16 protein-coding genes are annotated in these 14403 nt (G+C 68.3%); 8 read left to right on the top strand and 8 right to left on the bottom strand.

All coding sequences use genetic code 11. The features are described from left to right. Window positions 1–4: 4 nt before the first annotated feature. On the bottom strand, window positions 5–442 hold the full coding sequence (locus tag VNN10_00435) for a DUF488 domain-containing protein (protein HXH20465.1): 438 nt from the start codon (window positions 440–442) through the stop codon (window positions 5–7). After that, window positions 382–990: a DUF488 domain-containing protein gene (locus VNN10_00440; GenBank protein HXH20466.1), complete on the bottom strand. Its 609-nt coding sequence runs from the start codon at window positions 988–990 to the stop codon at window positions 382–384. Before VNN10_00440 ends, VNN10_00435 begins: the two co-directional genes overlap by 61 nt. An 89-nt stretch (window positions 991–1079) precedes the next feature. Here VNN10_00440 and VNN10_00445 point away from each other — a divergent pair, with 89 nt between their 5' ends. Genes VNN10_00445 through VNN10_00460 form a run of 4 tightly spaced genes read left to right on the top strand, consistent with a single transcriptional unit; the run spans window position 1080 to window position 3184 of the window. Next, window positions 1080–1751: a PHP domain-containing protein gene (locus VNN10_00445; GenBank protein HXH20467.1), complete on the top strand. Its 672-nt coding sequence runs from the start codon at window positions 1080–1082 to the stop codon at window positions 1749–1751. A 2-nt stretch (window positions 1752–1753) separates the two neighbouring features. Then, entirely contained in the window at window positions 1754–2230 is a 477-nt protein-coding gene (locus tag VNN10_00450; protein ID HXH20468.1) for a MaoC family dehydratase N-terminal domain-containing protein, read from the top strand. Further along, window positions 2227–2676 (top strand): dehydratase, encoded by a 450-nt coding sequence (locus tag VNN10_00455; protein ID HXH20469.1) that lies wholly within the window; start codon window positions 2227–2229, stop codon window positions 2674–2676. The genes VNN10_00450 and VNN10_00455 overlap by 4 nt, the downstream gene beginning before the upstream one ends. Before the next feature lie 22 nt (window positions 2677–2698). Further along, window positions 2699–3184, top strand: coding sequence for a universal stress protein (locus VNN10_00460; GenBank protein HXH20470.1), 486 nt, complete (start codon window positions 2699–2701; stop codon window positions 3182–3184). 37 nt (window positions 3185–3221) lie between these two features. Here VNN10_00460 and VNN10_00465 read toward each other — a convergent pair whose 3' ends face one another. The 4 genes from VNN10_00465 to VNN10_00480 all read right to left on the bottom strand — a co-directional run bounded on the left by VNN10_00465 (window position 3222) and on the right by VNN10_00480 (window position 8339). After that, entirely contained in the window at window positions 3222–4385 is a 1164-nt protein-coding gene (locus VNN10_00465) for a diguanylate cyclase (protein HXH20471.1), read from the bottom strand. Between the two features lie 7 nt (window positions 4386–4392). Then, window positions 4393–6243: a hypothetical protein gene (locus VNN10_00470; protein ID HXH20472.1), complete on the bottom strand. Its 1851-nt coding sequence runs from the start codon at window positions 6241–6243 to the stop codon at window positions 4393–4395. 111 nt (window positions 6244–6354) lie between these two features. After that, a complete protein-coding gene (locus tag VNN10_00475) occupies window positions 6355–7704 on the bottom strand; it encodes a hypothetical protein (protein ID HXH20473.1) in 1350 nt (449 codons plus the stop codon). Continuing rightward, a complete protein-coding gene (locus tag VNN10_00480; protein ID HXH20474.1) occupies window positions 7701–8339 on the bottom strand; it encodes a sigma-70 family RNA polymerase sigma factor in 639 nt (212 codons plus the stop codon). Before VNN10_00480 ends, VNN10_00475 begins: the two co-directional genes overlap by 4 nt. A 192-nt stretch (window positions 8340–8531) precedes the next feature. Here VNN10_00480 and VNN10_00485 point away from each other — a divergent pair, with 192 nt between their 5' ends. After that, entirely contained in the window at window positions 8532–9461 is a 930-nt protein-coding gene (locus VNN10_00485) for an NAD-dependent epimerase/dehydratase family protein (GenBank protein ID HXH20475.1), read from the top strand. Between the two features lie 94 nt (window positions 9462–9555). Here the strand turns inward: VNN10_00485 and VNN10_00490 are convergent, their stop codons facing one another. Further along, the gene (locus VNN10_00490) at window positions 9556–9822 is read right to left on the bottom strand and encodes a hypothetical protein (GenBank protein ID HXH20476.1); all 267 of its coding nucleotides are present in this window, start codon (window positions 9820–9822) and stop codon (window positions 9556–9558) included. A 331-nt stretch (window positions 9823–10153) separates the two neighbouring features. Continuing rightward, window positions 10154–11407, bottom strand: coding sequence for a serine hydroxymethyltransferase (gene glyA / locus VNN10_00495; protein ID HXH20477.1), 1254 nt, complete (start codon window positions 11405–11407; stop codon window positions 10154–10156). Between the two features lie 506 nt (window positions 11408–11913). On the opposite strand from glyA, the gene VNN10_00500 reads away from it, so the two are divergent. From VNN10_00500 to VNN10_00510, 3 genes are all read left to right on the top strand, one after another. After that, entirely contained in the window at window positions 11914–12699 is a 786-nt protein-coding gene (locus VNN10_00500) for a class I SAM-dependent methyltransferase (protein ID HXH20478.1), read from the top strand. Next, window positions 12696–13715 (top strand): phosphate acyltransferase PlsX, encoded by a 1020-nt coding sequence (gene plsX / locus VNN10_00505; protein ID HXH20479.1) that lies wholly within the window; start codon window positions 12696–12698, stop codon window positions 13713–13715. Before VNN10_00500 ends, plsX begins: the two co-directional genes overlap by 4 nt. A gap of 80 nt (window positions 13716–13795) precedes the next feature. Further along, a partial coding sequence (locus VNN10_00510) for a cupin domain-containing protein (protein ID HXH20480.1) occupies window positions 13796–14403 on the top strand: 608 nt, incomplete at its 3' end.

Below are 14403 nucleotides of genomic sequence, written 5' to 3' on the forward strand. Positions count from 1 at the left end.
ACTGCTAGAGGTGCTCGATGCTCACGTCACGCCATTGGGCCTGAAGGTACTCCGCCGCCAGCCGCCTGTGACACCTGTCTGCCTTGGGCTCACTGCAGAGCAGCGCGATCCTACGGGCGAAGTCCGACGGACGCAACTCCTTCGCGACCGCGCGTTCTACGAGAAGGTCCTGGTAGCGCCGGGCGTAGGTTTCCCACTCGATCTCCTTCGAGCGATAAGCCTTGAGCAGGTCCTCCGCCGGCGCCAGCAGCAGTTCATGCCGGTAGCCGATGCCGGCGATGGAGGCCAGCAGATAGGGGAGGTCGGACTTCTTGGTGAAGCCGGTCAGCTGGGAGACGTTGTTCAGCCGGACGTCGACGAGTTGCTCGACCCGGGCGCGCTTCAGTGACTCGAAGAACTGCTCGGCCGTCTTGCCGGCAAAACCGATCGTGAAGATCTCCACAGGCTCTCCTCGCCGTCGTCGAAGAAGCCGCGCTGCGCCAGACTGGAGACCTTCTGTGCGCCCGCGATCTCCGCTTCGTCCTGGACGCGGCCGTCGCCGCGGATATGGTGGATGGCATACCCGTCGCCGGCAAGGACGCGGCCGATCAGCAGCCTGCGGTGGCAGTCAGTCGGGTCCTCTTCCGAGCACATGATCGCGACGCGCTCGTGCTGCTCCACGAGCAGCTTCAAGCGCGACAAGCCCAGCGCGAAGAACTCGCTCTGTGCCACCTTGTAGTACAGGACGTGCCCGTGGACGTCGTAGTATTCGTGCCCCCCGGGCCGGCCACCGAGCGTGTCGCCGGCGAAGACGTAGGCGATGCCGGCATGCTCGAGCCGCTGGGCCAGGGCAGCGTGGTTGAACTGGGGCGCGAACTGCGAGTAGGGCTGTGAGCGCACGTCTATCAGGGCGCTGATGCGGCTCAACGCCAGCAGCCTCAGGAAGCGGTCCAGGCTCTGGTTCGAATGCCCGATGGTGTAGACAACCGCCGAGGCCGAGCGCGCGCACATGTTCGAACAAATATTCGCGCCGCCCGTCCGCCTTGTCAACACGGGGTCGGGCGAAGGGTGAGCGTCTGTTAGAATCCGCACAGACTCACTTGGACGGGCTCTTCTACCTGGACCTCCACTCCCACTCGACCGATGCCTCCGACGACGCCGGCGGCACGGTAGAGGGCTACCTCAAGTGGCTGGCGGGCCGGCGGAAACGCGGCTACCAGGTGGATGGCTTCGTGCTCACGGAGCACCGCGGCTTCGACCCTGACGTCTCCTACGACGACCTGGCCCGGCAGTACGGCCTTGTCGTCCTCAAGGGCGCCGAGCTCGAGACCGACATCGGCCACGTCCTCGTTTACGGCATCACCGAGCGCCTGCAGCGCGAATTCGACTTCTCGCGCGTCGACCTGCCCTCGGCGGACCTCTTCGCCGCCGTGCGAGAGTACGGCGGCTACGCGGTCGGAGCCCATGCCGGCCGGCCGCGCATCGGCCTCTGGGACCACGCCGAGGCCGGCTCCCACCTCGCCCATGTCGAGGCGATCGAGACGCTGAACGGCGGCAGCAGCGGAGAGGAGAACGGGCGCGCCGAAGGCCTGGCGGAACGTTACGGCCTCAAGCGCGTCGGCGGCTCCGACGCCCATTACGTCAGCTCCATAGGCCGCTGCCTTACGGTGTTTCACAGGCCCATCCGCCGCATCGAAGACCTGGTGGAAGAACTGCAGCACGGGCACTACTTCCCGATGCGCATCGAGGACACATTGAGGGGGGTGGAATAGGCATGGCTCTGCCGGCTCAGGACGAGGAGCTGAGCTACGACGAAAGCGTCGTAGGTGTCGAGGTCGAGACCGGGCGTTTCGAGGTGACGAAGGAGCACATCCTCTCCTTCTGCGAGGCCATTGGTGACACGAACCCGCTGTTTACGGACGAGGAGGCCGCCAGGACAGGTCCCTACGGCGGACTCATCGCTCCCCCGGCCTTCTACACCTCCATCCGCACCGGCGGCGGCCTCGACCCGAAGCTGCGCTACGGTAACCTGACCCTGAACGCCGGCCAGCACTGGGAGTACCACGCCCCGATCCGTCCCGGAGATACGATTACAGCCCGGACGAAGGTGCATGACATCTACGAGAAGACCGGCCGCACCGGCCGCATGGTCTTCCTCGTGCGCCGCACGACCTACACCAACCAGCGCGGCGAGGTCGTGGCGGTGTCCGACGCCTCCCTGGTGCACCGGAAGGTGGAGCAGCAGCAATGAGAGAGCAGGTCTACGGCGAAGACATCGAGCCCGGCGACGAGATTGGCCCCCTGCTCAAGCATCCGGACCTCGCCCAGGTCCAAAAGTACCTAGCCGCCGGCCGCATGGGTGACGGCAGCGGCATGTCGAGTCGCTTCACGAGCGATGAGGCCGCCCGCAGGGAGGGCCTCGCCGGCCCGATAATCCCGGGGCCAATGAGCCAGGCGTTCCTGTCGCAGCTCCTCACGGACTGGTGCGGCCCAGAGGGCTGGGTCCAGAGCCTCGAGGTCAACTTCCGCCGCTCGACCCGGCACGGCGAACCTCTGAAGTGCATTGGGCTCATTACGGACAAGCAGGACCAGGGGGACAGGACCCTCGTCCGCCTGGACGTGTTCATCGAGGACCCTCGCGGCGACCGGCCGACGCAGGGCGTGGCCGAAGTCCTGATCCCGGCGCGCAGGCCCTGATAGCGCCCCAAGAAGGAGCCCCATGTTCGAGACCATCCTCGTGCCGCTGGACGGATCTGACCTGGCCGAGGAGGCCATCGACCCGGCTGGCGAGCTTGCCAGGTGCTTCGGTTCGCGCATCGTGCTCGTGCAGGCGGTCGACTCGCTCGCCATGCGCATGTCTCAGCCTCCTGCGATCATCGAGGCGCCTGCCGCCGCCGCCGCGAGCGTCGACGTGTTCCAGTCAGCGCTGGAGGCAGAGAAGGAGGGCGCCCACCGCTACCTTGCGGAGGTGCGGGACCGCCTCGCCGCCGGTGGAGGAAGAGTGGAGGCGTTCGTAGGCGAAGGGCCGGCAACGGACGTCATCCTCAGTGTCGCCCGGGAGCAGGGCGCAGGCGTCATCGTGATGTCGACCCATGGACGTGGCGGCCTGGGGCGGCTGGTCTTCGGCAGCGTCGCCGATGGCATCCTGCGCCGCTCGGAGACTCCCGTGCTCCTCATCCGGTCCCGGGAGCGGCCGAAGACCTAGGACAAGGCTGCCCGTGACAGTCTGCGGAGCCGTGATTCTAGGCTGCTTCGCTGCCGCCCGCCTTCAGCGACCGGATCATCCCTAACGTCTCGTCCAGCCTCTTCAAGAGGTCCCCAACCGCGCCCGCGGTGGCGTCTGCTCCGCCCTGGGGTCCGCTGTTGGGGGCTGCCGCCGGACCGCGTGTTGCCGCCGGAGTGGACAGCCAGACGCCCGGTTGCTCCTCCTCCGGCGCTTCCGCCCCCAGCCATTTGCCGGCGAGGGCGCCGACGAGCGCCTCTTCTTCGTCCTCCCCCTCACCCTTGCGCAGCAATTCGGGGGCGGGCAGGTCCGGGGCTTCTGCCCCGTCGATCTGGAGCCGCGTGGGGCTCCGTTCTGCGAGCCGCAGTGCGACCTCCGCCCGGCGCAGCAGGTCCTCGACTGTCGTGGCACAGTGGGGGAAGAAGGTCACGCCGAAGTGCAGTGGCAGCGGTCCGCCGGGCTCGCCCTCGGGTGGGTTGGCCTTCTTGGCTGTGCGCGCCAGGCGACGGACGAGTCCGGTTATGTCCTTCGGCCCCGTCTCCGGCAGCAAAAGCGCAAAGCCTCTGTCTCCGTAGCGGTAGACCCGGTCGATGTTGTGGCGCGTGTTCAGCAGCACCGAAGCCGTGGCCTTCAGGCCGAGCTGCCACTTGTCGTCTGCCCGGTAGTCGAACTTGGCCCGTCTCGAGTCGACACCCGCGAGCATTACCGCGAACTCGCGGCCGAACCGGCGCGAGCGCACGAGTTCGCGCTCTATCGACTCAGCCAGCAGGCGCTCCTGGTAGACGCCGGTCTCTTCGTCCACTTCCGATTGGAGCGCGAAGTGTCCGTTGAGCGCCAGGCTCTCTTTCTCCAGGACCGAAAGCTGACGCCTTGTCAACATGGCAGCAGCGGCAAGGGCAACCAGGCCTGCCAACTCCATCCACATCAGCTTCTCGAAGAGGACGTAGTCGCCCAGCTGCGCTCGGGCATAGTTCGGCCCGGCCCACACGACCGGCACCACCGCCAGGGCAATTGCCGGGGGTAGCCACATCGCTGCTCCGACGGTGACCAGCACCATGCCGACGCGGATGAGCATTCCGTCCGGGTCCTCGGCCGAAAGGGCGGAAACGCCGACGGCGAGCGACCAGAGCGCTACGACAGCGAACTGGAGAAGGAGACGCTTGCGTAGGGAGGCTTGCGCCATGGGTCCTCTACTCGTCGCGACCGGTGATCCGGAGGGCGACCGTCCCCGGGCCGGCTTCGAGGATTTCGATCCCCTGGCCGATCGCCTCGGCCAGCTCGCGGGCGAAGGCCTCGGCGCTGACCTGCGACCCGATCTCGACACGGAAGGTGACTTCCTCGCGCGCGTAGTCTGCCAGGGTTACGTTCTCAACCTTGCTCAGGCGCCCGAGCGCGCCGTCCAGGCTCAGGAGGCGGTCGAAGTCCGGTACCGGCGCTATGGTGAGCACCAGGCGGCCCTCGAGCATCGCGGCGCCGGAGCCTCCGGCCGATGTCGTGGCTCCGGCCTCTTCTTCGACCATGGAGGCCGTCGGGGCTGGCGTGTAGTCCGGGTGCGACCACAGCGGGAAGGGCGCGCCGGAGGCCGGCTCGTCCGGCTGGGGAGACGGCTCGAGGCTCTCGTCCTTGTCAGCGTGCCAGGCGTCCGAGGATCGCTCGTAGTCGGCCCCTGAGGCCGTAGCCGGCGACGGCCATTGAATGGCCCCGTCGTAGTGGTCTTCGCCCTGGTCTCCGGCGGCCTCCGGCTCAGCCTCGACGGGCCAGGCCTGGTCCGTCGCCTCCGGAGTCTCGCTCGCGCTCGGCCCGGCCCAGGCCTGCGCTTCGGCGTAGCCGGCGGCCGGTTCCCTGGCGGCGGACGCGGCTTCCGGCCCGATGACTTCTTCGGCTGGCCATACGTGCTCGGTCCACTCGGAGCGCGCGGTCTCCGCCGGCCCGAGCGCCTCGGGCCTGGACTCGGCCGCCACCGACACCTCCCCGGGCGCCTGCACTTCCGAGGGCGCCGCCTCTTCGACGGCCCAGGCCGACTGCCCCTCGTCTCGAGAGGACTCGTCAGTAGGGGAAGCAGGGGAGGAGGTGCTCCAGGCGGCCCAGGAAGCCTCCGGCTGCGGCTCCTCCTCTTCACTCTGCATGCCGGTCTGCTGGAGGTCAGCGGGCATCGCCACCTCAGCCCCCCGGTCGAGGCTGGCGAGTCGCGACTGGAGGCCCTTGATCAGCTCGGCGATGAGCTGGTAGTCGGCCTCGAGGCGGTCCAGCAGGGCCTGGGTGCCCGGATCCTCGGGCGCAGGGCGGCGCGCTTCGGCCGCGTGGGTCATGGCTTCCAGGGCGGCGGCTCGCGCGTCTTCGGCGGCGCGCTCGGCCGCGACCGCGGCCTCCTGGCTCGCCTTCAGCGATTGCTCGACCCTGGCGGCGGCTTCGTCGTCGACGCGGGCAGCCTCTGCGTGGAGGCCGTGCCGCGCCTCCGCGACTGCCATCTCGACGGACTCGGCGCTGCGCCGCGCGGCCTCTGCCGCTGCCTCGGCGGCCGCCGAGGCGGCGCGGCTGGCCTCGACCGAGGCCTCGATGCGCTCCAGCGCCTCATCGGTCTTCCGGCGCGCTTCCTCGGCGGCCTCGCGGGCGGTAGCCAGGGCCTCGTTGGCTGCCCGGACTGCCTCGTCGATCTGCGGCCTCACGTCAGCAAGCATGGCCTCGATGTCGCCCCGGATCTGCGCGCGCGCCTCCGCGATCACGCTTTCGAGCGTGCTTGAGATGCCGCGGGCATCCTCCGCGGCCCGGCCGGCGACATCGGCCATCTCCCGGCTCTCGCCTGCGGAGTGCTCGGCGCGGGCGGCGTACTCCTCCATCGCGCGCATCGCCTCTCGGGCGAAGTTCTCGGCGGCGTGGGCGAACTGCTGGTAAGTGGCGCTTACGCTTGCCACCAGGGCGCGCATTGCCTGCTGAAGTGCGCCACCGCCCATCTCCGCCTCCACCGGCTCGAGTGCCCGGATCTCGGGTCGCCGGTCTTCCCTGGAGTCATCGTAGTCATACGCCGATCCGGCCTGCACCATCTGAACCGCTCCATGCCCAATTTGATGCCGTCCTTCCGGAAAGGACGCGGCCTTCCTCGAAAGAGGGACAACTAAATATCGGCGCGGGCGAGGCGCTGGTTTAGGCGCCGGCTAGGGCCTTGGGGTCGGGGAAGGCGGCGTCCGGGTGGGCGTGCTCGTTGGCGTCGCCGTCGGTGACGCCTCGTGCTCTACCGAGTCGAGGATGCGGGTGAGGATCAGCGCCCTCTCGCCTCCGGCAACCGCTACGAGGTCGGGGACGAGCATGCGGTCGCCCCGGTCGGAGCGGAGCAGGACCAGGACGCCGTCGATCAGGGCCTGGATCTCGCCGCTGCGGACGTTGATGTTCAGGCTGACGCCGCTGCCGCTGACGAAGAGGCGGTTGGTGTCCATTTGCGCCAGTCCATCCGCGCCGAAGCTCACGCCGCTGATCGTCCAGGAACTGGGAAGCTCGATCGTGAAGGTCGGGGTGGAGAACTCTGACCAGCCTGTGTCGCCGGGCAGCAGGCGCAAGCGGGCCTGGTTGCCGGTGAGCGGCGCCAGGGTCGCGGTCGGCGCTGGGCGAGACGTCGCGCTCGGCGCTGCGGTCGCGGCGGTCACGGGCGAGGCGCCCGACGCTGCAGCCGCGGAGCTACCGGGCGCCGTCGGTTCGAGGGTCGCCGGTACGTGGGCGGCGGCGATGCGGACTACGCGTTCCTCGACCGGTGCCAGTTGAGCTTGCACCTGCGGCGCTACCGGCGAGTCCGCCACCGCCTTCTTCTGCCGCTCGATCAGCTCCTGGGCGACGACCGCCGACTGAGTCTGGTTCGGGCCGATCTTTTCGGCGATGTTGGCGAGCTTGCTCGCGACGGCGAGATGCACCTCCGGCGCCACCGGCAGCCCGGCTTCGGCCTTCTGTTCGATCTGCTGGATCTGCTCCTCGAGCGCTGCCAGTTCCTGACCCACGGTGGGCTTCGCCGAGGCGGATGTGAAGTAAGCCATGCCCGCGACAGTGAGCGCGAGGACGAGTACCGCGGCGGCCGAGAAGCCCATGCGCAGGGCGTAGCTCATGCCGCGCGGCGCCGCGGCCGGGCCGGCGCTCGCAGCTTCCAGCAGGCGCCGGCGGGCGTTTACCCAGAAGGCCAACCGCGGCGGTGGCACGGCCCGCAGAGACTCCTGGGCAGACGCGCCCGCGGCGTTGAGGAAGCGCTGGCGTGTCGTCCTCACGAAGTGAGGGTCCGGCTCCGCGGCGAGGGCCTGGCGGGCCTCGCGCCCGGCCACGAACATCAGCTTGTCACGGGCGCGCTGGCGGAACTCCTCCCGCGGCGCGGACGCGTAGGCGACCCGCAGCAGCAGCGCCTGGCGCAGGAGCGGCTCCAGTTCAGCGCGGCGCTCCGGCCAGGCAGAGAGGCACTCCTCCGGAGTCAGGCCGGCGTCGATGCCAGCAAGGGCTTCCTGCATGAGCGATTCGATGCGCTTGCTCATGACTTCTTCTGCCCCTGTCCGGCAGCGTGGCCGTTTCGCTGGGCCAGTTCCGGGTACTTGGGTGTCATCAGCACCTGCAGGCGCTGCATGCCTTTGTGCTGCAGCACCTTCACGTTGTTCTCGTTTTTGCCCAGCGCTTTCGCCGTATCCGCGACGGACAGCCCGGAGGCAAAACGCAGGATGATCACGTCGCGCTGCGCCTCCGGCAGCAGGGCGACGGCCTTGCGCAAGTCCTCCAGCGCCATCGTGCGCTCCGTCGTCTCGGCCGGGTCGGCGTTGCGCCGGTCCATGAGCTCTTCCGGCAGTTCGCCGTCCTGGGCGCGCTTGCCGTTACGGCGCGTGAAGGAGACCACCTCGTTGCGGGCGATGCGCATGAGCCAGGCGGCGAAGGGCACTTTGCGCCATTCGTAGGAAGGGAGGCCGGCGAGCATCTTCAGGAAGATCTCTTCCGCCACGTCCTCGGCGTCGTGCTGGTTGCCCAGTCGCGCCAGCGCGTAGCGGTATACCTGGTTGATGTGCGTGTCGTAGAGCGTGGCCAGCGCCTCGAGGTCGCCCGCCTGGGCGGCCTCGATCACCTTGCGTTCCGGCTCCCACTCACGGGCGCCGTCGGAGCTCGAGGAGAAGAGCTTTGTCATCTTCTCAGATGGCCTGGGAAAACGAGCCAATGATACAGTCTCCTCGCAGCGCCGAGAAATCGGAACAGCAAGAACCATCCGCTCCTGCTCGGCGTCCATACATAAGAACGACCGGGACCGATAAAAGGTTAATCGCGGCCCTTCCCCGGCGGCATAGGGCTTTCACCCGATTCTCGCGGTACGATGGCCGCGATGCGAGTACTCGTAACCGGCGGCGCCGGCTTCATCGGGAGCCACACGACAAGGATACTCCTCGAGCGCGGCCACCAGGTGACCGTGTACGACAACCTTTCATCGGGCCGCCGCGACATCGTGCCCAGGGCGGCCGTCTTCGTCCGCGGCGACCTCAAGGACGAGCGCAAGCTGACTGAGACCCTGGCGGAGCACGATGCCGTGGTGCATCTCGCGGCCTTCATCGCCGTCGGCGTATCCGTGGAGCGCCCTGTCGCCTTCGCGGAGAACAACATCGTGAACACGGTCCGGCTGCTGGAGGCGATGCGCAGGACCGGCGTCCGCCGCATCGTCTTCTCGTCCTCCGCCACCGTCTACGGCGTCCCCAAGCGTCTTCCCATCCGTGAGGAGGACCCCCTTGGCATTCAGTCGAATCCTTACGGAGCAACGAAGATCGCCGCGGAAGCCTTTGTCGCCGTCTATCACCGGCTCCACGGCTTCGACGCCAACATCCTGCGCTACTTCAATCCCTTCGGCCCGAACGAGCTCTGCGAGCCGGAGACGCACCTCATCCCCAACGTCATCCGCGCCGCCCTGCTGAGGCAGCCCGTGCCCCTCTACTGGAAGGGCGAGCAGATCCGCGACTACATCTACGTGGAGGACCTGGCGGCGGCGCACGCGGAGGTGCTCGAACTGCCGGGCCTGAACTACTTCAACGTCGGCAGCGATACGGGGACGAAGGCGCGGGACATTGTCCAGAAGGTGACGGACATCCTCGGCTACAGCGTCCCGATCAGGGACCTCGGCGAGCGCCCTGGCGACGTGCCGGCGAACTACGCCACCTCCGAGAAGCTCCGGAAGGCCACGAGATGGCGGCCGCTGGTCGGGCTGGACGAAGGCCTGCGCCGCACGATCGAGTATTACCGCGCGCGCCTGGGCATCGAAGGCTAGCGAACGCCGCGGACGCGCCGCAAGGCTCGGCGGACGTGCGCACTCGAGCCGGCGGGCCCCTCAGCTCGCCGGGCCGCGAGGAAGCCGGTCTTTCCTAGACCGTCGCCCTCAGGGGAGAAGCCGCGATCACGGGCGCGGGCAGCATCCCTTCCAGGATGCGCTCGAGGGCCATGGTGTGGGCGCAGGCGCCATAACCGGCAAAGAAGTCACAGGTGCAACGCCACTTCTCGTCCGCCAGTTCGACGTCGTGGTCGGCGTTTTCGCCACGGAAGTGGACGCTGAGGGCGTTTACCCGGATGCGGTCGCGCTCCTGCGCGTACCGCCTGGCCTTCTCGATCTTGCCGATGACGCTGGAGTTCACGTGCGCCTCCTACTATCGGACCTGTGGAAAAACACAGCGGGCACCTCGTCGAAGGTGCCCGCTCTATACCTGGAGACCAGTACGACCGTCATAGGTTGTCCAGGTGAATTATCGGCGGCCAGGGCCGAGGGGGTCAAGGCCAACTGGCTCTTCTTTACGCGCTCGAGGCGCGGCCAGGCTCCCCGTCCCCGCCAGGTACGGAAGCGTCGGCCGCCGCGCGGGCAACCTGGGCTGAACTTGCTCGACGAGCCGCGACCCCGCGATGCAGGAGGCACCGGATCGGTCAAAAGCTCCAAGACCGCGCCTCGAAGGCCGCGTCGGCGCCGGCGCCTCAGTCATAAGCAATGCCCGGCGCCGGAAAGGCCGCGCAGAACTCCGCCACATCTCTCGCTATCGCGGCCAGCCGCTCCTCGTCCTTCACCGCGCCCACGACCTCGTCGATCCAGGCCGCGATGCGCGCCATCTCGGGCTCCTTCATGCCGCGCGAGGTCACGGACGGTGTGCCGATGCGCACACCGCTGGGGCTGAAGGGCCGGCGCGGGTCGTAGGGGATGGTGTTGTAGTTTGCGACGATGCCAGCCTTGTCCAACGCCTGGGCCATGGGCTTGCCCCAGACCTTCTTGGTCGTCATGTCGATGACTGCCAGGTGGTTGTCCGTGCCGCCGGAGACGAGCGAAAAACCGCGCTCCATTAGCTGCGACGCCAGGGCCTTGCAGTTCCGGACCACCTGGTGCGCGTAGTCGCGGAACTCGGGCGTCGCGGCCTCCTTCAGCGCCACACCGATCGCCGCCGTCGTATGGTTATGGGGCCCGCCCTGGAGGGCCGGGAAGACGGCACGGTCGATGGCAGCCGCCAACTCCTCCCGGCACAAGATCATCGCGCCCCGCGGCCCCCTCAGGGTCTTGTGAGTCGTCGTCGTGATGACGTCGCAGTAGGGCGAAGGGTCGGGGTGCGCGCCCGCGACGACCAGCCCGGCGATGTGCGCGAGGTCGGCCATGAAGTAGGCGCCGACCTCCTTCGCGATCTCGCCGATGAGCTTGAAGTCGAACTGGCGCGGGTAGGCGGTAGCGCCAGCGACGATGATCTTCGGCCTCTCCCGCCGAGCGAGCTCGCGCATCTTGTCGTAGTCGATGAGGTGTGTGACAGGGTCGACCGTGTACTGAACGGCGCGCCAGAAGCGGGAGGTGGCGCTGACCTCCCAGCCGTGAGTGAGGTGGCCGCCATGGGGAAGCGCGAGGCCCATGATCGTGTCGCCGGGTTCCAGCAGCGCGTAGTAGACCGCCAGGTTCGCTGGTGAGCCGGAGTAGGGCTGGACGTTGGCGTGGTCCATGTGGAACAGCGCCTTCGCCCTCTCGATCACGAGGTTCTCGAGCTCGTCCGCATAGCGTTGACCCTCGTAGTAGCGGCGGCCCGGGTAGCCCTCCGAATACTTGTTGACGAACACGGTGCCCAACGCCTCCATGACCGCGGCGGAGGCGTAGTTCTCGGAAGGTATGAGGCGGATCGTTTCCGCCTGATACTTCTCCTCCGCTCGCACGAGGTCGTAAATCTCCGGGTCCGTCTTCTTCAGGTTCTCGAGGCGCATGCGTTCGCTCCTTGGCCTATCAGCTGGTGCTGTCTTCCCTTACGTCCTGAGGATGGGGCGAGGTGGAAAACGAAAACCCCACGACCGAGGTCGTGGGGCGCGCGGTGAGCCGGACCTCGGCCTGGGGCCTAAATCCGTCCTCCTCCGATGCCATGCCCGCGGGCTTCCACGCTGCTACGGTAGCCGTCCGGCCACCTGGCGTCAATGCGGCGCCGGCTCTCCGTGCAAGCGCGTGGGTGAGCGAATCGGCGGAAGCACCGCCGTCAGGACGGCAGGACGGCAAGCCACCGCCATCAAGAGGACATCCCTGGGGCGGCCTTCAGCCGTGGAACCTGACGCGGGCAGGCCTAGCAATTCAGCCGGCCGGCTCAACCGACATGCGGCTGACACTCTGGCAGTCGCTAACAGGCCGCTGCCTTTGTCAGTAGCCCATGGCCGGGAGCCTGTCTCTACGTCACCTTCAAGTAGTCGCCCGATTCGGTCGCGGACGGCGATAATCTGGGTGCATGTCCCGAGACCCTTACGCCGACTTCGCGGAGCTGTACGACTTCGCCTACTGGGACTTCACTGACGACGTGGACTTCTACGAGAACCTGGCGCGCATCCACGACGCGCCCGTGCTGGAGCTCGGCGCCGGCACGGGCCGCCTCGCCATCAGGCTCGCCGCGGCGGGATTCCCGGTGACGGGGCTCGACTCCTCTGCGCCGATGCTGGCACGGGCGCGCGAGAACATGCGCGCGGCAGGCATCTCCGAGAAACGGCTGCGGCTTGTCCAGGCGCCCATGACCGACTTCGACCTGGGCCAGCGTTTCGGCCTCGTCGTGGTCGCTGCGAACACCTTCCAGCACCTGCTGACGACAGCCGAACAGCGCGCCTGTCTCGCCTGCGCCGCGCGTCACCTGATACCAGGCGGCACTTTCGCCATGAGCGTGCGGTCGCCGGCGAGCGTCTCCTGGGAGGACGCGGGTGCACCGGCGCCCGTGATGCTGGACTGGACGCGCAGGGACGCGGCCACCGGCGAGACAGTGATGAAGCTGGTCGCCGCCCACCCGGACCCCGCGACCATGACCCGCCACCTTACCTATATATATGACCGCATAGGGCCCGACGGCAGCCTGCGCCGCGCGCTCTTCGAGACCGACCTGCGCTATTCGAGCCAGGCGGAGGTGGAGCTTCTATTGCAAGAGGCGGGACTGCATGTTACACACGTCTACGGGGACTACGACCTCGCTCCAGTAGGCCCCGGGACGGAACAACTCATCTTCGTAGCCAGGGCCGGGAGTTCTAGTTGAAGATCGCACTCGACGCCATGGGCGGCGACAAGGCGCCCCTCGAGACAGTAAAGGGGGCCGTCCAGGCGGCACAGACATACGGCGTCGAGATCACCCTCGTTGGCCCGGCGGCCACCATCGAACGCGAGCTAAAGAAGTACGGCGCCCACCCGCGCGGCATCTCCATCGTCCCGGCCGGCGAGGCCATCGACATGGAGGAGGACGAGATCGTAAAGGCGGTGCGCAGCCGCCGCGACGCGTCGATCAACGTCGCCCACCACCTCGTCCGTGACGGCGAGGCCGACGCGGTCGTGTCGGCGGGGAACACGGGCGCCGTCATGGCCTCCGCCATTACGGTCCTCGGCCGCATCCGCGGCATCGAGCGGCCTGCGGTCGCGACCCTGCTGCCCTATAACGAGGGACGCGTGCTCCTCCTGGACATCGGCGCCAACCCGGAGTGCAAGCCCTCGTACCTTGTGCAGTTCGCGCAGATGGGCTCGGTGTACATGGAGAAGGTGGTCGGAGTGCGCAATCCACGCGTCGCCCTCCTGAACATCGGCGAGGAGGCCGTCAAAGGCAACGACCTGACCAAGGAGGCCTACGAACGCCTCAGCGACGCAAACGTGAACTTCACGGGCAACATCGAGGGGGTCGAGATCCACAAGGGTAAGGCCGAGGTCGTCGTTACGGACGGCTTCACCGGCAACATCGCGCTCAAGGTCGGTGAGGGGCTGGCGGACTACATACTCGAGCAGGTGCGGGCCGTGATTAAGAGTAGCCCCCTCTTCATCGCCGCGTCGCTCCTCATGCGGCCGGCCCTGAGACGGGCTCTGAAGCGACTGCAGTACGAAGAATATGGAGGCGCGTACCTCCTGGGCGTAAACGGCGTCGTGGTAATCGCGCACGGCCGCGCCGATGCGAGCGCCATAACGAACGCGGTGCGTGTCGCGAAGATCGCGGCCGAAAGCGGCCTCATCGAGACGCTGCGGGAGTCGCTGGCGCGCCACCACGCGACCGCCGAGGCAGCGGCCACCTGATGGGCGCGATGAGCGGCCGCGGGCTCTCTAGCGCGGCAGCGACTCCCTGCCGTCCGCAGCCCCGGTTCCGCTGACCGGCCATGGACATCGTGGAAGTGACCGCGGCCCGGCGCTTCTCGCGCGAGCGCGCGAACCGCATTGGACTGATCGACAGGCCGCGCCTGGTCTGCGACCTCGTGTGCCTCGAACCTGGCCAGCGGGAGCCTCGCCGCGACCCGACGGCCTCGGACGAAATGTATTACATCATCGAAGGCAAGGGCGTGGTGCGCATCGGCCAGCACGAGTACGAGATCTCTGCCGGACAAGCGCTGGTCGTCCCGCCCCAGATGGAGCACTGGCTGACGAATCCCGGTCCCGGGCGCGTCTCGGCGCTGGCCCTGCTGGCGCCCAAGCCCGGCCGCGAGGCCGAAGTAGGCCGGCGTGCGGCACGCGACGGGCAGGCGGGGCGAGCCCGGCCAGGAGGGGGCGAAGGGCGCCGGCCGGCGCGAACGGGGCCGAGGCCGCCCTCCGGTGGCGAGCGAGAGGCTGCACGAGGCGGAGGCAGGGGACGACCTGCTGCATTCCCGCGCCGCGAAGCCGAAGGCGCGCAGGGGCGCCGCCCTCCGGGAGCGTCCAGAGCGCGCGCCGGGACGCGCGGCGGTGGCAGCCCAGCGGCGCGCGGGCGGCCGCAGGGGGACGGTCGTGGCGG

The sequence above is a fragment of the Dehalococcoidia bacterium genome (assembly GCA_035574915.1).
Classification (GTDB): domain Bacteria; phylum Chloroflexota; class Dehalococcoidia; order DSTF01; family WHTK01; genus DATLYJ01.